Annotated in this window: 16 protein-coding genes and 1 tRNA gene; 9 read left to right on the top strand and 8 right to left on the bottom strand. The window is 54.3% G+C overall.

Annotated elements, in window-relative coordinates; genetic code table 11:
- The 4 genes from QZR18_RS05170 to QZR18_RS05185 form a co-directional block, all read right to left on the bottom strand.
- A complete protein-coding gene (locus QZR18_RS05170) occupies positions 1–1,626 on the bottom strand; it encodes a LutB/LldF family L-lactate oxidation iron-sulfur protein (RefSeq protein WP_295910554.1) in 1,626 nt (541 codons plus the stop codon).
- A 1-nt stretch (position 1,627) separates the two neighbouring features.
- A complete protein-coding gene (locus tag QZR18_RS05175) occupies positions 1,628–2,425 on the bottom strand; it encodes a (Fe-S)-binding protein (protein WP_048711756.1) in 798 nt (265 codons plus the stop codon).
- A gap of 195 nt (positions 2,426–2,620) precedes the next feature.
- The gene (locus tag QZR18_RS05180; RefSeq protein ID WP_295910558.1) at positions 2,621–4,306 is read right to left on the bottom strand and encodes an L-lactate permease; all 1,686 of its coding nucleotides are present in this window, start codon (positions 4,304–4,306) and stop codon (positions 2,621–2,623) included.
- A gap of 93 nt (positions 4,307–4,399) precedes the next feature.
- Positions 4,400–4,472, bottom strand: a tRNA-Arg gene (locus QZR18_RS05185).
- 230 nt (positions 4,473–4,702) lie between these two features.
- Between QZR18_RS05185 and QZR18_RS05190 the strand changes: the two genes are divergently transcribed.
- The 3 genes from QZR18_RS05190 to QZR18_RS05200 all read left to right on the top strand — a co-directional run bounded on the left by QZR18_RS05190 (position 4,703) and on the right by QZR18_RS05200 (position 8,657).
- Positions 4,703–5,635, top strand: coding sequence for a methylenetetrahydrofolate reductase (locus QZR18_RS05190; protein WP_295910559.1), 933 nt, complete (start codon positions 4,703–4,705; stop codon positions 5,633–5,635).
- 33 nt (positions 5,636–5,668) lie between these two features.
- A complete protein-coding gene (metE, locus tag QZR18_RS05195) occupies positions 5,669–7,978 on the top strand; it encodes a 5-methyltetrahydropteroyltriglutamate--homocysteine S-methyltransferase (RefSeq protein ID WP_295910561.1) in 2,310 nt (769 codons plus the stop codon).
- Positions 7,979–8,237: 259 nt separating this feature from the next.
- Positions 8,238–8,657: a winged helix-turn-helix domain-containing protein gene (locus tag QZR18_RS05200; RefSeq protein WP_295910563.1), complete on the top strand. Its 420-nt coding sequence runs from the start codon at positions 8,238–8,240 to the stop codon at positions 8,655–8,657.
- A 59-nt stretch (positions 8,658–8,716) separates the two neighbouring features.
- Here QZR18_RS05200 and ilvA read toward each other — a convergent pair whose 3' ends face one another.
- On the bottom strand, positions 8,717–10,003 hold the full coding sequence (gene ilvA / locus QZR18_RS05205; protein WP_295910564.1) for a threonine ammonia-lyase IlvA: 1,287 nt from the start codon (positions 10,001–10,003) through the stop codon (positions 8,717–8,719).
- A 105-nt stretch (positions 10,004–10,108) separates the two neighbouring features.
- On the opposite strand from ilvA, the gene orn reads away from it, so the two are divergent.
- The 3 genes from orn to ettA all read left to right on the top strand — a co-directional run bounded on the left by orn (position 10,109) and on the right by ettA (position 13,188).
- Positions 10,109–10,741, top strand: coding sequence for an oligoribonuclease (gene orn, locus QZR18_RS05210; protein ID WP_295910565.1), 633 nt, complete (start codon positions 10,109–10,111; stop codon positions 10,739–10,741).
- A 133-nt stretch (positions 10,742–10,874) separates the two neighbouring features.
- The gene (locus QZR18_RS05215) at positions 10,875–11,411 is read left to right on the top strand and encodes a single-stranded DNA-binding protein (RefSeq protein WP_295910567.1); all 537 of its coding nucleotides are present in this window, start codon (positions 10,875–10,877) and stop codon (positions 11,409–11,411) included.
- Between the two features lie 94 nt (positions 11,412–11,505).
- Positions 11,506–13,188, top strand: a complete 1,683-nt coding sequence (gene ettA, locus QZR18_RS05220) for an energy-dependent translational throttle protein EttA (protein ID WP_295910568.1) — start codon at positions 11,506–11,508, stop codon at positions 13,186–13,188.
- Between the two features lie 133 nt (positions 13,189–13,321).
- Here the strand turns inward: ettA and QZR18_RS05225 are convergent, their stop codons facing one another.
- Positions 13,322–14,278 carry an acyl-CoA thioesterase II gene (locus QZR18_RS05225; RefSeq protein WP_295910569.1) on the bottom strand — a complete coding sequence of 319 codons (957 nt, stop codon included), beginning with the start codon at positions 14,276–14,278 and terminating at the stop codon, positions 13,322–13,324.
- A gap of 141 nt (positions 14,279–14,419) precedes the next feature.
- On the opposite strand from QZR18_RS05225, the gene QZR18_RS05230 reads away from it, so the two are divergent.
- Together QZR18_RS05230 and malQ are read left to right on the top strand one after the other, a co-directional pair.
- Positions 14,420–14,704 (top strand): PTS transporter subunit EIIB, encoded by a 285-nt coding sequence (locus QZR18_RS05230; protein WP_295910570.1) that lies wholly within the window; start codon positions 14,420–14,422, stop codon positions 14,702–14,704.
- A gap of 43 nt (positions 14,705–14,747) precedes the next feature.
- Positions 14,748–16,871, top strand: coding sequence for a 4-alpha-glucanotransferase (gene malQ / locus QZR18_RS05235; protein ID WP_295910571.1), 2,124 nt, complete (start codon positions 14,748–14,750; stop codon positions 16,869–16,871).
- Between the two features lie 3 nt (positions 16,872–16,874).
- On the opposite strand, the gene QZR18_RS05240 is transcribed toward malQ, so the two are convergent.
- Both QZR18_RS05240 and QZR18_RS05245 read right to left on the bottom strand, forming a co-directional pair.
- Positions 16,875–17,351 (bottom strand): PTS glucose transporter subunit IIA, encoded by a 477-nt coding sequence (locus QZR18_RS05240; RefSeq protein WP_295910572.1) that lies wholly within the window; start codon positions 17,349–17,351, stop codon positions 16,875–16,877.
- Positions 17,348–17,578: a PTS glucose/sucrose transporter subunit IIB gene (locus QZR18_RS05245; protein WP_295910573.1), complete on the bottom strand. Its 231-nt coding sequence runs from the start codon at positions 17,576–17,578 to the stop codon at positions 17,348–17,350. Before QZR18_RS05245 ends, QZR18_RS05240 begins: the two co-directional genes overlap by 4 nt.
- 125 nt (positions 17,579–17,703) lie before the next feature.
- Between QZR18_RS05245 and QZR18_RS05250 the strand changes: the two genes are divergently transcribed.
- Positions 17,704–18,711 carry a glycosyltransferase family 2 protein gene (locus QZR18_RS05250; protein WP_295910583.1) on the top strand — a complete coding sequence of 336 codons (1,008 nt, stop codon included), beginning with the start codon at positions 17,704–17,706 and terminating at the stop codon, positions 18,709–18,711.
- The last annotated feature ends 43 nt before the right edge of the window (positions 18,712–18,754 follow it).

Below are 18,754 nucleotides of genomic sequence, written 5' to 3' on the forward strand. Positions count from 1 at the left end.
TCAGGCCTCCTCAGTATTCGTGTGAGTAGTCATTCCGTGCTCACTTGCCAAAGGGATATCCTTTGCCGGCGCATCGGAGCGTGGAGCCGAGGCATCTGAGTCGGGGTGAGTACGCCGCCACCACTGGCGGAATGTTTCCTTCGGAGCGACCGGAAGATCGCGGGCAGTAGTCCACAGCGATGCCGGGAAGGGAAGAGCGCCGATCTTTCCCTTCTTCTTGGCAATGCGAGTTGCCTTGACGCCGGTCGTAGCCAGCTCCCATGCCTTTGAATTGGACATGACAGGGGCTGAAGAATCCATCGCCAAATCCCAGATATCAGGCACGATGTTGTGCTTAACGTCCACGGTGCGGGCACGCATATGGATCAGAATGTTCGGAATCTTGATCTTGACCGGGCAGACCTCACCACACGCACCGCACAGAGAAGACGCGAAGGGAAGGGTGTGGACAGGATCCTTCTCATCCAAGCCTTGAGTCAGCTGCGGCGTGAGGATAGCGCCGATGGGGCCGGGGTAGACCGAACCGTAGGCGTGACCCGAAGTGTGTTGGTAGACGGGGCAGATGTTCATGCAGGAACCGCAACGGATGCATGCAAGGGCTTCGCGGCCAATGGGATCAGCAAGAGTCTTGGTGCGTCCGTTATCCATCAGGATCAGGTGGAATTCCTGCGGGCCATCACCCGGAGTCACGCCCGTCCACATCGAGGTGTAGGGGTTCATGCGCTCACCCGTAGCAGAGCGGGGGAGAAGCTGGGAGAAGACCTCGATATCTTGGTAACGAGGAACCAGCTTTTCGATACCCATCAATGTGATGAGCGTATCGGGAAGGGTCAGGCACATACGTCCGTTACCCTCCGATTCGAAGACCGACACTGTTCCAGTTTCAGCGACACCCATGTTGGTGCCTGAAACCGCAACCTTGGCGTGTAGGAACTTCTTACGAAGGTGTGCGCGTGCGGCGGCAGTCAATTCCTGAGGATCATCAGAAAGATCACGCGGCGCATCTTCCATTCGATCGAGGAAAATGCCACGAACCTCGGAACGGTTACGGTGAATCGCAGGAACGACAATGTGGCTGGGCATATCGTCAGCAAGCTGAACGATCATTTCTGCCAGGTCGGTCTCGCGTGCGGAAATACCTTCGTCCTTCAGGAATTCGTTGAGGTTCGTTTCCTGGGTTGCCATCGACTTAATCTTGACGACTTCGTCGACGCCCTTGGACTTAATGATGTCCGCGATGATGCGATTCGCTTCATGCTTATCTCGTGCCCAGTGAACGATGCCTCCACGTGCGGTGACATTGCGCTCGAATTCTTCCAGAAGTTCAGGGAGTCGGGATTCGACCTCAAACTTGATCGCTTCTGCAGCGTCACGCAGATCTTCCCAGTCGGGCATTTCTGCGACGCGCTGACCACGCTTAGCGCGAATAGTGCGGGTAGCGTGGCCCAGATTGCGACGCATCTGGGTGTTTGCAAGGGTCTTATGCGCGGCCTCGGGGAAAGTAGGACCCCAGCGAAGAGTGTCTTCGGGGATCTCAACTGTCGTTCGCCATCCTCCGGTGTGAACCGCAGCATTGGACTCATCGCTCGAGGCTACCCCGGGCATACCGATGAAGGTCTCAGACATTTCAGATCACCTGTGCGCTTTCTGGAGCGAATGAAATGTTGCCAAGGAAAGGCTTGTCCTTGGTGGATGCAAGAATCTCTGCGAGGTGCATCGGGCGGATACCCGAGTTCAGTCGAGACAGGCCGCCACCGACGTGCATCAAGCAGGAGTAATCACCCATGACGAGGACCTCGGCGTGCGTTGACATAACATTCGAGACCTTGTCGGCAAGCATCGCAGTCGAGGTTTCGGAGTTCTTCATGGAGAAGGTGCCACCAAAGCCACAGCAAACCTCAGCGTCGGGAAGGTCAACAAGGGTGAGACCTTCCACTGCGCGAAGCAGGCGGTAAGGGCGATCTCCCACTCGTGCGATGCGCAGAGAGTGACAGGTTGGATGATATGTCACGGTGTGGGGGAAGTATGCGCCGACATCTTCCAGGCCCAAGACATCGGTGATGAGCTCGGTGAGATCGTAGGTGTGTGCGGCAATCTGCTGGGAGCGCTTTGCGAGCTGATCGTCGCCAACGTGCTCAGCGACGAGTTTTTGCTCGTGTCGGGCGGCACCCGTGCAAGAGCCAGAAGGAACCACAATTGCGTCCCATTCGCCGTCAAGGACGGGTTCGAAGGTTCGAACGTGGTTGCGAGTGATCTTGGCGGCATCTTCGAAGTAGCCGGTGTTGGCATGCATCTGGCCGCAGCAGACCTGACCTTCCGGGAAGACAACTTCGTGGCCCAGTCGTTCAAGCAGCGTGACCGTTGCTTGCGCGGCCTGGGGGAACATAGTGTCTGCAAGGCAGGTCGCAAATAGTGCGATTCGCAAGGTAGGACCTCCGTCCGTGTGACTTTTGTCCTCACTGTATTGATAAGAGACAGCCCCGTCAGGTAAAAGAAGTAAAACTGCGAAATAACGCAGAAAACTCCGTGTCTGACGGGGCGCCCAATTGGGCTGAAACTTGGTTAATTCGTCATATTCGTATGATCGAATTAGCGAAGACGCTCCCAAATTGGGGTTGATTTAGTTTGCAAAACTGGCCGGGTCAGGCATATACGAACCGAGGTACCCCTGCGATGCAAGGAAAATAAGAATGCAGAGGATAACTAGGAGAGCGATCGAGTATGGCGCTGCCTTCTTGAGGATCTCCGCTTCGCTTCCGGGTTCGTTAATTGCAGTTGCTGCAATCGTGAGGTTCTGGGGGGAAACAATCTTGCCGATGCCGCCACCGATAGTGTTGCCAGCTAGCAAAGTTGCAGGGTCCAGGCCCGCGATTTGAGCGGCGGTGGATTGCAGGTTTGCGAAGAGCGCACCAGCGCTTGTTGCCGAACCAGCGACCGCCGTTCCCAACCACCCTAAGATCGGGGAAAGGAAAGCGAAGAGAATACCCGTCGTCGCAAGCGCCGCACCGATTGCACCGGTCTGGCCAGACATATTCATGACGTACGCAAGCCCCATTACCAAGCAGATTGTGAGGATTGAAATCTTCAAGGTTGAGATCGTCTTGAAGAGGGTCGCAATCCCCTTTCCGAAGGTCATCGGGAAGCGTCCACCAGAGCTGGTCCTTCCATAAATGAAAGCAACGGCAATCGCGGTGACAAAAATCCATGTTCCGGGGTTGGAAAGGAATTGGAAGGTGTAGATGGTAGAGGACACAGCCTGGCCTTTGGCGTCGACGAGGACGCCGTGTAATCCGGGAACAGGGATTTTAATGTCGGTTGCCTTAAAGACGCTGTCGATATCAACCCCGATCTTCCACAGTTTGGTCAGTGCAATAACGACAACGACGAGGACGTAGGGGAGAAGCGCCAGAGTGATGCGGGAGCCATCGGGGCGGTCTTCCTGAGCGTCATCGGAACGATATTCGTCCGGAGTCTTTGGGGTCCAGACCAGAAGGAATACGTAAGAAGCCGCAAGACCAATCAATGAAGCCAAAACCGCGGTGAGTTCGTAGGAGAAACCGGTCGTGACAAAATGCCCCACGGCGGTTGCGATTCCTGAAATTAATGCCAGTGGCCACAATTGGGCGACGCCACGGCCGCCATCGAGAATCCACAGCAGGATCAGAGGCACGAAGCAGGCGATGATCCACGAAAGGTGGCCCATGTCAGCGGCAACAAGCAGGGGGTTTTGTCCGCCCAGTCGGCCGGCAGTAGTTGCGGGAATAGCCATAGCGCCGAAACCGACATTGATCGCGTTACCGACGATCGTTACGACAGCCGCCTTGACGGGGCGAAGGCCTAGAGAAACGAGCATTGCGGCGACGATCGCGACGGGGGCACCGAATCCGGCTAAGCCCTCAAGAAGACCACAGAAAGAGAAAGCAACGATGAGAGCCTGAACTCGAATGTCGCCCTTGCCGATCGTATTGAAGACAGCACGGAGATCTTTAGAACGTCCCGAAACCTCGGTGAGGTTGTACAACCACACCGCGGCAATGATGATGTAGATGATCGGGATGAGCGCGAAGACAATTCCTTGCCCCGCAGCAAGAAGGCTTAGAGTGACGGGCATCTTGAAGCCAACAACTGCGATCAAAATGGCAGCAATCAATGAGATCAGAGCACACCAGTGCGTTTTCACCTTGAATGCGCCAAGAAGGACAAAGAACAGCAGGAGGGGGAGGATCCCGGCAAGTGCTGTCATAAAAACATTTGAGCCAATCGCCGTTGTCGACGGTGTAAAACTTGCGCTCACTGATAAGAACATGGCTACTCCTGCATCGGTGCCTGTGGGGGTCCGTAGCCAGATTGTAGGCCTAAAATCCTATACAGGTAGGAAATTTAAAAGAATTTCATTGTGCGCCCCCGACAGGATTCGAACCTGCAACCTCGGGATTAGAAGGCCCTTGCTCTATCCATTGAGCTACGGAGGCATGCCTGCCGCAGTGCGATCAGACCTTCATAGTGTACATGTCGTCGCCCGTCACACTTTCCCAAGTTGTGGGCCGCGTGTGCGCAAACGTGGGAAACACTAGATAATGGCTTCATGCTTGAAAGAATGTCTGGCCTTGGAGGCCCCGTGGGGTCAATTCGCTCACGAATGTGCAACTGAACCGTAATCAGCTGCCGGGGCGCGTATAGCGCCAATCTTTCAAGGAAATGTATGTCTCAGCCTTCTGACTGTTCTTCTGATCTGACCACTCTGTCTTTCGAGGTCATGCCGCCTCGCAAAGAGAGCCTCGTTAAGCCGTTTTGGCAAACCGTTGAGCGCTTGCTGTCAGTCTCTCCCGATTTTCTTTCGGTGACCTATGGTGCTGCAGGTCAGGATCGCGACAGTGCGCGAGGCGTTGTGCGTAAGCTTGTGAAGGACAGCCCGGTTCAACCAATCGCTCACCTTACCTGTGTGGGAACGACTCCCAGTGAAGTGAGCGAAGTCGTCACCGATTATCTCAATGCAGGTGTTCGAACCTTCCTTGCTCTTCGTGGTGATCCGCCGGTGGGGCGTCCAGATTGGCAGCCCTCTCCCGGGGGAGTATCCTCGGCAACTGAGCTTGTGACCTTGATTCGTTCGATTGAGGCTGCTCGCTGTGCGCAGTATCCCGGTGCAGCCTTGCGCGCCGCTTTCAAACCTTTGACGATTGCGGTTGCCACTTTTCCCGCGGGTAATCCCGCGGCAGGAACTTCGCCGACCCAAGAGGTTGAGCGCCTTCTGGTGAAGCAATCTGCGGGTGCCTCCTTTGCGATCACTCAACTTTTCTGGGAAGTCGACCCCTATGTGAACTTCCTTGAGAAGGCACGTTCCAATGGCGTGACGATTCCCATCGTGCCGGGAATTTTGCCGCCAACCGATATTCGGCGAGTAAACCGCATGACCGAACTGACCGGAGTTGTATTCCCCGAATACCTTCGTCGCAAGCTCGAGTCAGCATCCTCACCACAAGAAATGTATTCCATGGGAGTCGAAATCGGAGGTCGTCTTGCTCGCGACCTGCATGATTCTGGTGCTCCCGGAATCCACATGTATACCTTCAATAAAGCGGCTCCTGCACTCGATGTGCTCGATGCTGCAGGCCTTGTTTCTGCAAGCCAGTGTTGACCCGTCCATTTCACGATGAAAAAGGATAACTAAATGACTCAATTCCCTACGGCGACCATCTTGGGTTACCCGCGCATCGGTCGTGGCCGCGAGCTGAAGAAGGCGCTCGAAGCCTACTGGGCGGGCCGTATCTCCGCCGATGAGCTCCGCGCGACGGAAGCCCAGCTCCGCAAGACGACGCATGACCGCCTCGCCCAGCTCGGCCTCGGCAAAGATGATGCGTCGATCCCTGAAACTTTCGCGCTCTACGACCAGGTTCTGGATGCGATTACGCTTCTGGGCGCGGTTCCCGAGCGCTACCGTTCCTTCGAAGGACTGGATCTGCACTTTGCCCTGGCTCGCGGCAATGCGCAGGTTGCCCCGCTGGAAATGACCAAGTGGTTCGATACGAACTACCACCACTTGGTTCCTGAGATTGGCCCCGATACGCCGATTTCTTTCGCTGATCACACCATCGTCGATCGTTTCCTTTCAGCAAAGGAAGAGGGCACCATCGTTCGCCCGGTTCTCGTTGGTCCCGTGACCTTCCTTGCTGTTGCGAAGGCTGATGAGGCGACTCCGGATTACAACCCCTTCGAACGCCTTGATGACGTCGTTGCGGCCTACTCTGAGGTTCTTGCCCAGCTTGCCGAGGCAGGAGCACCTTGGGTCCAGATCGATGAGCATGCGCTTGCTTCCGATAACCTCCACGTTGAGCGCGCGACTCTTATTGAGTACTCGACTCGCGTTTTTGCTGCCCTTGCCAAGCTCGAGAAGCGTCCCGCAATCTTCGCGGCCATCGGTTATGGCAATGGCGCACAGGCTGCAGCCGCTCTTGCCTCCACCGGCATCGAGGCCCTGGGACTGGATCTGTGCCGTGGTTCTCTTCCCGAGGCCGGCTCAGTTGACCTGTCCAAGGTCGCTCTGGTTGCTGGTGTTGTTGACGGCCGTAACATCTGGCGAACCGATTTGGAGAGCGCGATCGCTCGCCTTGATGCAGCCAAAGCATTGAATCCCGCATCGCTCGCCGTTTCGACCTCGACCTCTTTGCAGCACGTACCCCATGACACCGCACTGGAGAAGTGGGATGACCCCGTACTCGACGCGAACCTTCACGCATGGCTGGCCTTCGCAGACCAGAAGGTCGGGGAGGTTGTCACCCTCGCTCGCGGTGTGAACAATGGCTGGGATTCTATTTCCGAGGCCGTTGAAGCAACCCGAGAGGTTCTTGCTCAGCGAGCAGCTGCACCCGGCGTGGTTCGCCCCGAGTTGCGTGAGCGCGTCGCGCGCTTGACCGAGGCCGATCGTGAGCGTGAAGACTTTGCAGTCCGCGATGAGCTTCAGCGCGAGCGTCTTGGTCTGCCCCTCATTCCGACCACTACTATTGGTTCCTTCCCTCAGACGAAGGAAATTCGTCGTGCCCGTGCCGCTTGGGCCAAGGGTGAGCTCTCTGACGAAGACTACGCGCAGCGTATGCGTGAAGAGATTGAGTCAGTGATTCGCCTTCAGGAAAACCTTGGGCTGGATGTTCTGGTCCACGGCGAAGCAGAGCGTAACGATATGGTTCAGTACTTTGCTGAACAGCTTGAAGGTTTCGCCGCAACGAAGAACGGTTGGGTCCAGTCTTATGGTTCGCGATGCACCCGTCCGTCGATCCTGTGGGGGGATGTTGTCCGTCCTCACGCCATGACTGTTGAATGGGCGCGTTACGCGCAGTCGCTGACTGATCACCCGGTAAAGGGCATGTTGACTGGTCCCGTCACGATCATCGCATGGTCCTTCCCGCGCAATGATTTGCCCTTGGCGGAGGTTGCTGATCAGATCGGTCTGGCTCTGCGCGACGAGGTCACCGATCTTCAGGACGCCGGAATTGCTGTTGTTCAGGTCGATGAGCCAGCACTGCGTGAACTGCTTCCTTTGGATCAGGCCCGTCACGCTGATTACCTCAAGTGGGCTGTGGACTCCTTCCGTCTAGCAACTGCCGGAGTGCGTCCTGATACTCAGATTCACACTCACCTGTGCTACTCGGAGTTTGGTCAAATTCTTGATGCGATCTTGGGACTGGATGCGGATGTCACCTCAATTGAGGCTGCACGTTCGCGCATGGAGGTCCTTCCTGAGCTTGCAGAACAAGGCTTCAGCCATGGCGTTGGACCCGGTGTCTGGGATATCCACTCGCCACGTGTGCCTTCGGTTGAGGAACTCACCGAGCTCTTGACCTTGGCTGCTGACTCGATTGAGCTGCGTAACTTGTGGTCGAACCCTGACTGTGGCCTGAAGACCCGAGGCTATGCGGAGACCGAAGAGTCCTTGAAGAACCTTGTTGAGGCGACTCGGATTGTTCGTCAGCAGCTTGCGAACTGAGTAGTCTGCCTGTGTGTGAGGGTGGAAATGCGGGTGTGGTTCCCGTGTTTCCACCCTCACATTCTTTCGTTTTGACACATCTGTATCATTCGATAGACTGAAGCCATGACTTTTCACGCGACCATGACCTGCCGCCCCATGTGCGGCTCCATGTGCTCGCGAATGTGTATGTGATTGACCTTTCAACCCGTCAATCGCTACCGCTTAAGGAACCACGCTGACTGTGGTATGTGCGGTACCAAAATAGTTTGGATACATCATGGCTCTTGTTTACACCCCTGAAACCGTCACTTCGTCTGCTTCCACTTCTTTCGAGGAATTCCTCAATATTTTGGCAGGACTGAAGCTCTCACCGGCATCAACGCATATCGATCTTGATCACCGTCGCCTAGAGGTGTACGGGAATTCGGTCAAGCTCTCCAACAGGGAATACGAACTCTTGGCCTACCTTGCAGCACATGCCGATGAAATCGTTTCCCGAGAAGAACTGCTGGAATCGGTATGGTACGGCGAAGGTCTTGAATCCCAAACTCGCACTATCGATGCGCACATCCGTCGCCTTCGTACCAAGCTTCCGGAAGCTGATCTCATCTCGACCTTGCGTGGCCAGGGCTATCGCTTCAACTCGACTCCTAGCGTCCGCGTCAGCAATACCCGAGTCCATACCCTTGCAGCATAAAAACACCCGGCTAGGAGGGTGTTTCCCTGAGATCCTGCCGGGTGTTGAGGGTGTAATGCTTAGATCACCAAACGATAAATTTCAGAGTCGGGACGCAGCTCTTCAACGTGGAGGGGAGAAGCCTCCATGCGTGCACGCAAACCTGTAATATCTTCTCGATCAGCCAAGTCGATGCCGACCAATGCCGGTCCCGAATCACGGTTGTTTTTCTTCGTGTACTCGAAGTGAACAATGTCGTCTCCAGGCCCCAAAACATCTTCGAGGAAGCTGCGAAGCGCACCGGGCTGTTGGGGGAAAGTGACGAGGAAGTAGTGACGCAGGCCCTCATGTCGCAGTGAACGTTCCATGATTTCCGCGTAGCGCGTCATATCGTTATTTCCACCGGAAACAATTGCGACAATCGCTCCTTCTTTTCCTCCCAAAAGTTCATTGCGTTGCTCTGCATCGGAGAAATACATGCGTGCCGCAGCAGAGGCCAATGCGCCTGCCGGTTCCGCGATCACGCCGTCGGAATGGTACAGATCAAGCATCTCCGTACAGACAGCCCCTTCGGGAACAACCAAAATATCGTCGACCAGCTCCTTAACAATCGAGTACGGAAGCTCGCCAGCACGCCCAACGGCGGTTCCGTCAACGAATGGATCAACAGTGGGCAAGGAGATAATTTGGTCCGCTTCCATTGCTGCGGCCATAGAGGCGGCTCCTGTAGGCTCAACGCCGTAGATCTTGATATCGGGGAAACGTGAACGGATCCATGTTGCGATACCCGAGAGCAAGCCACCGCCACCGACTGGGACCAAAACTGCCGCTGCCTCGGAAAGCACCTGCTCTTCCAATTCAACAGCGATTGTGCCCTGACCGGCAATGGTGCAGGGGTCATCGTAGGGATGTACGTAGGTGCGTCCCGAATGACGCGCGGCCTCTTGAGCCTGCGCATTGGCACGGTCGAATGTTCCATCGACAATGACTTGTTCCACCCAGTCGCCACCAATGGTTTCAATGCGCTGGCGCTTCTGCTTGGGTGTGTTCGAGGGAAGGTAGATGGTTCCTCGCACCTTGAGCTGCGCGCACGCATAGGCCAGGCCTTGTGCGTGATTACCTGCGGATGCGCAGACAACACCTCTGCGGCGTTCTTCTTCGCTCAGGGTACTCATTCGGAAATAGGCGCCGCGTACCTTAAAAGAACGGCACTTTTGCATATCCTCGCGCTTGAGGTAGACCGATACGCCGATAAGGTCGCTGAGTCGCTCTGAAAGCATGACCGGTGTTTTCTCTACGACCTCACTCAGAATGTCTGAAGCCTGAGCGATGAGATCAGGAGAAAGAGGAAACTGGTCCGTTGTCATGCGTACTCCTAGTGTCGTAGTCAGGTTTATCGTAGCTCAGTGAAGTGGTGCGGACTTTGAGAAGCCGGACAGTGAAATCCTATTCATGCGCTTACACTTAAAGCTGTGAGTGATTTGAAAGAACCATTGGTATGGATCGATTGCGAGATGACTGGATTGGATGTCACTCGTGATGCTTTGATCGAAGTAGCAGTTGTGATTACCGATGCGGATCTCAATATTGTCGATCCCGGTATTGACGTCTTGATTACCCCTCCGGCTGAAGCCTTGGAGGGAATGAATGATTTTGTTCGCCAGATGCACACGTCATCCGGCCTCTTGGATGAGCTCCCTTCCGGAACCACTATGGAGGATGCTCAGAAGCAGGTTCTTGACTATATCCGACGTTTTGTTCCCACCCCGAAAAAGGCACTGCTTGCAGGAAACTCAGTGGGGACAGACAAGATGTTCCTTGAAGCCAATATGCCCTTGGTGATTGATCACCTCCACTACCGTCTGGTTGATGTTTCCTCGATTAAGGAATTGGCTAAGCGCTGGTATCGAAAGGCTTTTGAGGAAGCTCCCGTCAAGCACGGCGGACACCGCGCCTTGGCAGACATCCTTGAGTCAATCCAAGAACTTGAATACTATCGCCGAGTTCTTTTCCCGCATGAGCCAATTACTCGCGAACACGCACGTGAGGTTGCGCATGAAGTGGTTGAACTTGGGATTCCAAAGGTTGGCGAAAAAGAGGACTAATCACCAAAGTTATCCACAGAATGTGCCGGTATCGGCGTTTTCCACAGACGCTGCTACCGGTCTTTCTTTAGCTCCTCTTCCCCTGCACAGTGGATGCATCCCCATGTTGGGGGCTATAAGGAAAGGACAAATAATGGATAACCAAGGAAGCGTTGTTCTTCGAGGTCGGATCGGCTCGGATCTGAGCAGTATGAGTGCGCAAAATGGAACTAAAGGCTTGCGCTTTCGGATGGCTGCTCCGCAGTGGCGCATCACGGATGCAGGCCAATACGAAGAGCGTGAGCCGAAGTGGTACACAGTGTGTGTATGGGATCGTTTAGCGCAAAATATTGCGCGAAGTGTCCAGAAGGGGACTCCCGTGATTGTGTGTGGGCGACCCAGTGCTCGCGGGTGGTTAGGTCCAGATCAGCAGGTCCGGAGCGAACTGGTCATTAACGCCAGTTTTATGGGGATCGATTTGGTGTTCGGTCCGGCTGTTGCCCTCAAACCTCAACATCCAAGTAACAATGTCACCGAGTCTTCAACTGCTCCAGCACAAGAGTTTGCGGCGGATACCGAAGAATCAGAGCAGGTTTCTCCTGAAAGTCAACATATTCTGGCACAAGACGATGATCTGACTCATGATCGCTGGGAGAACTTGCAATCAGCCGATGAAAGCGACGCAGCATAGTCTTCGTAGATGTCAAAAACACGCGCCGTGCCTTAGCATTAAGGGGTCTGCCGCATAGCCGGCGTTATGTCACGTGATCCTGAACGGAGTATCCATGGCGGAGTTCATCTACCAAATGATTAAGGCTCGTAAAGCCATTGGTGACAAAGTCATCCTTGACGATGTCACCATGGCTTTCTACCCGGGTGCGAAGATCGGTATGGTCGGACCTAACGGTGCCGGCAAATCCTCGATCCTCAAAATTATGGCTGGCTTGGATGAGCCCAGTAATGGCGAGGCGCGCCTGAGCCCCGGTTACACCGTCGGAATCCTCATGCAGGAGCCCGAATTGGATGATTCCAAGACTGTTCTTGAGAACGTGCGTATGGGTGCGGCTGATACCTTTGCCAAGCTCGCCCGTTTCAATGAAATCTCTGAAGAAATGGCCAATCCCGACGCCGATTTCGATGCCCTCATGGAAGAGATGGGCAAGCTTCAAACAGAAATTGATGCTCTCAATGCGTGGGATATCGATTCTCAGCTCGAGCAAGCGATGGATGCATTGCGATGCCCGCCGCCGGATCAGCCTGTCAGTGTCCTTTCCGGTGGTGAACGACGCCGAGTAGCTCTGTGTCGTTTGCTTATCGAGGCTCCCGATCTTCTGCTTCTTGACGAACCAACAAACCACCTGGATGCCGAGTCAGTGCTCTGGTTGGAAAAGCACCTGTCGACCTACCCGGGCGCAGTGATCGCTGTGACCCACGATCGCTACTTCCTCGACCACGTTGCACAGTGGATTGCTGAAGTTGACCGCGGTCACCTGTACCCCTACGAAGGTAACTACTCGACGTACTTGGAGACGAAGGAAAAGCGTCTCCAGATTCAGGGCCAGAAGGATGCCAAGCTCGCTAAGCGTCTGAAGGAAGAACTTGAATGGGTTCGAACCAGTCCTAAGGGACGCCAGGCAAAGTCAAAGGCGCGTCTGGAGCGCTACGAAGAAATGGCTGCCGAGGCCGAACGCAGTCGAAAGCTTGACTTCGAAGAGATCCAGATTCCGCCGGGGCCCCGCTTGGGTAACATCGTCATCGAGGCGACAAACCTTAAGAAGGGTTTTGGGGATCGCGTTTTGATCAATGGCCTGTCGTTCTCGCTGCCGCGAAACGGTATTGTCGGTGTGATTGGTCCTAACGGCGTGGGTAAGACCACTCTGTTCAAGACCATTGTTGGTCTTGAATCTCTCGACGGAGGAGAGCTCACCATCGGTGAAACCGTCAAGCTCAGCTATGTCGACCAGAACCGCGCGGGTATTGATCCCAACAAGACTCTGTGGGAAGTTGTCTCTGACGGCTTGGACTACATTCAGGTGGGCAATGTCGAAATGCCCTCGCGTGCTTATGTTTCTGCCTTTGGCTTCAAGGGTGCAGACCAGCAGAAGCCTGCGGGTGTTCTTTCCGGTGGTGAGCGTAACCGACTGAATCTCGCGCTCACTTTGAAGCAGGGGGGAAACCTCTTGCTGCTGGACGAACCGACCAACGACCTCGATGTTGAAACTCTGTCCTCTTTGGAAAACGCGCTTCTGGAATTCCCCGGTTGTGCGGTGGTCATCACCCACGATCGCTGGTTCCTTGACCGTGTGGCAACCCACATCCTTGCGTGGGAGGGAACCGAAGAGAACCCTGCCTCGTGGTACTGGTTTGAAGGTAACTTCGAGTCCTATGAGAAGAACAAGATCGAACGTTTGGGCTTGGATGCAGCAGCGCCTCACCGCGTGACGCACCGTAAGCTCACTCGCGACTGATCCTAGGATTAAAACTCAGTAGGAGGGGACGGCTTAGCCGCCCCCTCCCACGGTTTTTAAAGTCAGACAATAAACAAATCCGTGTAGTTTCTGCCGTTGGCTGTGCGTGTGCCGGTGCCTGTGGCTGCTAGCCCTATGCCATTCCACTCATTGGTTTGCCAGTCTTGGGATCAACGCCAAATCCCCAGTGGCTTGAAGTGTGCCCTTCACTAGGAACGCGGAGCATCGCTTCTTGAGTAGCGTGGGCAACAAGGACGCCCGCCTCGGTGAAGATTGAGCATTCGACCAGGACTCGGCCGTTCACGACTTGGGTGCAGCGCTGGTCGAAGAGAAGCCAGTCATTAATGTCAACATCGTGATGGAACCACATCGCATGATCTAAAGATGCGGCAACCAGTCCGGGGGTCATCCATGACATTCCCAGAACACGTAGCGCAGGTTCTAGCATCACTTGGTCGACGACATAGGTAAGAAGCGCACGATGAACGTGCTGAGTTGTTTCGGCGGGAACCTCGGCTCGAGGCTTCATCCACAGTCTCTGCGTTGGAAGCTTGTGTGGGTCTGCTTTTGTGTAGAGACTCTGGCCGATATGACGTACGTCGAAGGCAGCAGTTTTCCCAAGGAATTTGCCAACGGGATGATCCATTAGACGGAAGATCTCTAATGCTGATCGACACTCACTCGCGGCAGGTACCTCAGGCGCATCGGGGGAATAGGAGGGCGCAGCTTCGAGGCCTTGGAATGAGACACTCATTGTGAGAATTTCGCGAGTGTCTTGGAAGCAAGATACGGAACGGTTGGAAAATGACCGGCCATCAAGAACACGTGTGACGTCTAGGCTGAATGTATTTTCAGGATCTCCACCTCGAACAAAATAAGCGTGGAGAGAATGGGGGAGCCTCTCAATTGGGACAGTTGCGCTTGCTGCCAGCAGTCCTTGTGCCAAAACCTGGCCGCCGTAAACCCTGCGTACTTGGGGGAGTGAACGTGCAATAAACGAATCATCGCCGTTTTCCTGCAGGCTGAGAATTCTTAAGACTGAAGCGACCGGTTCAGTCGAAATTGCGGGAATAGGCAGCGGCGTAGTCATGGCTATATTGTCTCTAATTTTGCGTCTAAATAGCAGTGCATTTCTGTATCACAAGTTGCAGAAAGTGACGTATTGCACCAAATTGCTTCGCTCGTATATATTGTGAGTGATAGGTCACTTGTTTCTGAAAGGGAATTAGGCGTGGAAACGGCAGCGCTTCTTCTCGAGTCTCTGGGGGGAGCATTAAATATCCAAGATATTGAACCGTGCATGCTGCGTATTCGGATTGAAGTGAAGTCGCCTGAAAAGGTTGATGACATGGGCCTTCGTCTTCCTGAAGTTCTCGCAGTTGTGCGTTCGGGACACGTGATCCAAATTGTTCTCGGAGCAGGGGCTGGAAAGATCGCCTTGCAGATGCTTCACCTGTGTCTACCGCAGGATGTGTCTGCTGGCACACAAAGATCGGTCTCACCTGCTCTTCTTTAGCCCATAAAATAGAAGGGCATTGCTGTATTTCAGAGGGGACCTTATGGCAAGTCAGACGGTAACAGAACGCCTGCGTGAACTCGCTGAGACCGTGGGGGTCTCTACCGGTTTCTGGGATTGGTATGGGAACTGGAAGCACGTTGAAGATGTCTCCCTTGTTGCAGTGTTAAATTCGTTGGGTTTCTCGCTCTCTACAGAACCTTCGCAGAGTGAAATTGATGAAGCTTTTCGTCACAATGAAGATCTTGTCTGGTTGGCACCCCTTCCTCCCACTACAGTGTGTCGCCAGGGAAACGAGGCGGAGATCCCTGTTCACGTTCCTCACGGGATGGGCGTCTGGTGCCACGTTGAGACTGAAGACGGACAGCATCATGAGCTTGGGCAGCTTGACCGTTGGATTCCGCCGCGGATGGTCGACGGTAATCTGATTGGGCGTGCCACGTTTAAAATTCCGAATTGGCTACCTCTTGGATGGCATCGGATTGTTGCACGTCACGAAGATGGAAGTGAATACTCGTCAACCTTGGTTGTTGTCCCTCAGAGACTTTCCAGCCGCCTCGATGATGGCCACAAGCGCTGGGGAGTTGCGGCTCAACTGTATTCGACCCGCTCAAGCGGCTCTTGGGGAATGGGGGATACGCAGGACCTGGCGGATCTAGCTGCGATTGTTGCGCGTGATGGTGCAAACTTCCTGCAAATCAATCCTCTACATGCCCCGCAGCCGGGATTCCCGCAGGAGAATTCGCCTTACCTTCCCGTGTCGCGTCGCTGGGCCAGCCCCCTCTACATTCGTCCTGAAGCCATCGATGAGTATGTGCACATGGACAGCAAGGATCGAGGGGTAATTACACGCTACGCGCATGCGTCCCGTAGTCATGAGGATGTTGTCGACCGTGACCTCTCATGGAAATCAAAGCTCAAAGCGCTGCGTAAGATTTTTGAACTCCCTCGATCGATTAGCCGTCAGGCGCAGTTTGAACGCTTTTGTGCTCAAGGCGGGGAGTCTTTAGAGAATTTTGCCCTGTGGTCCGCTTTGGTCTTTGAAAATGGCGATATTGACCTTCCACAGCGCTACTCCTCGATTGATGCTCCGGGTGTCGAACAAGCGCGTCAGCGTCTCGCCTCTGAAATCGAGTTTTGGCAGTGGTGCCAGTGGATCGTTTTTGACCAGCTGATCCGCGCTCAAGACGATGCTCGTCGCATGGGAATGGATATGGGGATCATGTCTGACCTTGCGGTGGGAGTGCACTCAAAAGGCTCGGAAATTTGGTCGATGCCGGATGCCTTCGCTCCTGGTATGAGCGTTGGGGCGCCTCCGGATATGTACTCTCAGCAGGGACAAAATTGGGCGCAGCCTCCGTGGTCACCTCGCTCCCTTGCACAAATGGGCTATGCACCACTTCGGGATATGTTGCGCTCTGTGCTCTCGTACGCGGGTGCAGTGCGTATTGACCATATCCTTGGTCTCTTCCGTTTGTGGTGGATCCCTGAAGGGATGGGTGCGCAGGCCGGTGCCTACGTGTCCTATGATCACGAGGCCATGGTGGGCATTGTGCTGCTCGAGGCCCAGCGGGCCGGCGCGGTCGTCATTGGCGAAGATTTGGGAACCGTTGAGCCTTGGGTTCGCGGTTATCTCAATGATCGTGGAATCTTGGGTACTTCCGTTCTGTGGTTTGAGAAGGAAGGCAGTGGATGGCCCCTCTGGCCGGATCACTACCGTCGATCGTGCCTTGCGGCAGTAACAACGCATGACTTGCCTCCGACATTGGGATATCTAGAAGGTGCTCACACCGAACTGCGCCATAAGTTGGGACTCTTGGTTGAGGACCTCGATCAGGTTCGCGATGCGGATCGCATCGAGCGTGAACGAATGGTCTCGCGCCTGAAAGAAGGTGGCTTCATTCACGAAGATCACCCCAGTGATGAAGAACTACTTCTTGCGATGCACGCCTACCTTGCTGCATCTCCTGCACTTCTTTTGGCTGTTTCTTTGGTGGACGTTGTTGGTGAGAAATTGCCGCAGAACCTACCGGGTACCAATGCCGAGTATCCGAATTGGTGCGTTCCACTTCATGCGTTTAATGGCAAAGAAGTCTTGATTGACGACATGGCGCATTGTGAGCGTGTTAAGCGATTCTTGACCAGTGTGGATCGCTACATTCGCTAGAAATTAGCTACTTTTTGGTGCCCTGCGTACAAGTGCGCAGGGCACCATAGTATCTAGGCGTGAACCGGGTACGGTTAAGAGTTCGCAAAGTGTCTGTGGCGGTTGCATTGCAATCACAACAACGTCAAGGTCATATCCTGCTTGGCGTGCTGGACGAAGATCCCATGTAATGAGCGGGTCTCCAGCATGAACGAACTGTCCTCGTTGATAGTGGGTTGAAAAGCCCTCGCCTTTGAGTAGTACTGTGTCGATCCCCGCATGTATCAAAATGCTCAGGCCATCAGGCGTTGAAAGAGCACAGGCATGAGGAAGCTGATGAGTGAGCGTCCCATCTATGGGCGCGAGTATGTTGAGAGTGTCAACCTCGTCGGGGGAAATCGCGAAACCCGGCCCCATGATCTCTTGGGCGAAAACTTGATCTGAGAGCTCGACTAGGTTTCGCAGGATTCCAGGGGTGGGGGAGAGGAGCTGAAGACTCACTTCAGCGTGTTGATTTCCTCTGCGATTTCCTCTGCCTGCGGCCCCATGATGATCTGTGCGTGTGAGCCAACGACTACGACACCGAAAGCGCCGGCCTTGCGCAACCCGGCCTCGTCGATCTTCGAATCATCTTTAAAATCAACGCGGATTCGGGTGATGCAATGCTGAAGGTCGGTCAGGTTGTCCCAGCCCCCCAGTGCATTCAGGATTTCTTGTGCTTGGCTCATAATTGCCTCCCCATTGCGAATTAGCCCTTAGGTCAAGGATAGCCCGAAAATGGCCATGTTTTCATAATCTTTCGCTCAGAAATAGCGCTTCATGCACTATCATTCAACAGGTGGAACCAAGTTTTGTGCTCACCGTTGTTATTCCTTCGTATAACGCTCAGGAATACCTTGATCGTGCCGTTTCTTCAGTGCGTGGATTTGACCAGGTTGAGGTGCTCATCGTTAATGATGGATCAACCGACGCCACGGCTGCGATTGCTGATGGATTGGTCCAATCGGATCCAGATCATATCCGTGTCATTCATCAGGAGAATGCTGGCCACGGTGGTGCTGTTAATGCTGGTATTTCGGGAGCTCGAGGGCGCTACCTTAAAATTCTCGATGCAGATGATTGGTTGGATCGCTTAGCGCTTAAGCGTGCTCTTGAGCGCTTGGAGCTTCGCGAAGCTCAGGGTGAGCCCTTGGATCTTTTGCTTGCCAATTATGTGTATGAGAAGCAGGGGAAGAGCCATAAAGCAGTGATCCGCTACGGGAATGTGATGCCTAGGGATCGCGTGATCTCTTGGGATGAGATTCGTCGTTGTCGCTATGACCAGTATCTGATGATGCATGCCTTAATCTTGCGGACAGATTTGGTGCGTCGCTCTGGTCTGGTGCTTCCTGAGCACACCTTCTATGTTGATTTCATTTACTCTTTTGTCCCGGTTATTGATGTCCGTACTTTTGAGTATCTCGATGTTGATCTTTACCGCTATTTCATTGGACGTGATGATCAATCGGTCAACGAGCAGGTCATGATTTCGCGTGTTGATCAATTGCTGCGGGTGAATGCGGCGATGGTTGATGCGATTCCAGCTCCTGATGAGGTTCCGCCTCATCTGTACCGCTATCTTGTCCATTATCTGCGTATCAACTGCGTCATCTGCACTGTGATGCTGTTGCGCTCGGGAACTGAGGAGAATGTCGCCCGTAAGGATGAGCTCTGGGTACAGCTTCAAACGAAGAAGCCGGAAGCCTATGACGCAGTACGTAAGGATCTGCTTGGACGACTGATTGGGATGCGCTCAAAGGCGGGACGCGGAGTGATTATGGCTGGTTATCACATTTCTCAGTGGGTGTTGGGATTTAACTAGAGCCAGGCGGTCCATTTGACTTGAGGCGTGACCACCCTCTTTA

It is taken from the genome of uncultured Actinomyces sp. (genome assembly GCA_900541895.1).
Lineage (GTDB): Bacteria > Actinomycetota > Actinomycetes > Actinomycetales > Actinomycetaceae > Pauljensenia.

Excerpts from the sequence above, each read along its gene's own strand:
- QZR18_RS05170 (WP_295910554.1), bottom strand. The coding sequence starts at position 1,626 with ATGTCTGAGACCTTCATCGGTATGCCCGGGGTAGCCTCGAGCGATGAG.
- QZR18_RS05180 (WP_295910558.1), bottom strand. The coding sequence starts at position 4,306 with ATGTTCTTATCAGTGAGCGCAAGTTTTACACCGTCGACAACGGCGATT.
- QZR18_RS05190 (WP_295910559.1), top strand. The coding sequence starts at position 4,703 with ATGTCTCAGCCTTCTGACTGTTCTTCTGATCTGACCACTCTGTCTTTC.
- metE (WP_295910561.1), top strand. The coding sequence starts at position 5,669 with ATGACTCAATTCCCTACGGCGACCATCTTGGGTTACCCGCGCATCGGT.
- QZR18_RS05200 (WP_295910563.1), top strand. The coding sequence starts at position 8,238 with ATGGCTCTTGTTTACACCCCTGAAACCGTCACTTCGTCTGCTTCCACT.
- ilvA (WP_295910564.1), bottom strand. The coding sequence starts at position 10,003 with ATGACAACGGACCAGTTTCCTCTTTCTCCTGATCTCATCGCTCAGGCT.
- QZR18_RS05215 (WP_295910567.1), top strand. The coding sequence starts at position 10,875 with ATGGATAACCAAGGAAGCGTTGTTCTTCGAGGTCGGATCGGCTCGGAT.
- ettA (WP_295910568.1), top strand. The coding sequence starts at position 11,506 with ATGGCGGAGTTCATCTACCAAATGATTAAGGCTCGTAAAGCCATTGGT.
- QZR18_RS05225 (WP_295910569.1), bottom strand. The coding sequence starts at position 14,278 with ATGACTACGCCGCTGCCTATTCCCGCAATTTCGACTGAACCGGTCGCT.
- malQ (WP_295910571.1), top strand. The coding sequence starts at position 14,748 with ATGGCAAGTCAGACGGTAACAGAACGCCTGCGTGAACTCGCTGAGACC.
- QZR18_RS05245 (WP_295910573.1), bottom strand. The coding sequence starts at position 17,578 with ATGAGCCAAGCACAAGAAATCCTGAATGCACTGGGGGGCTGGGACAAC.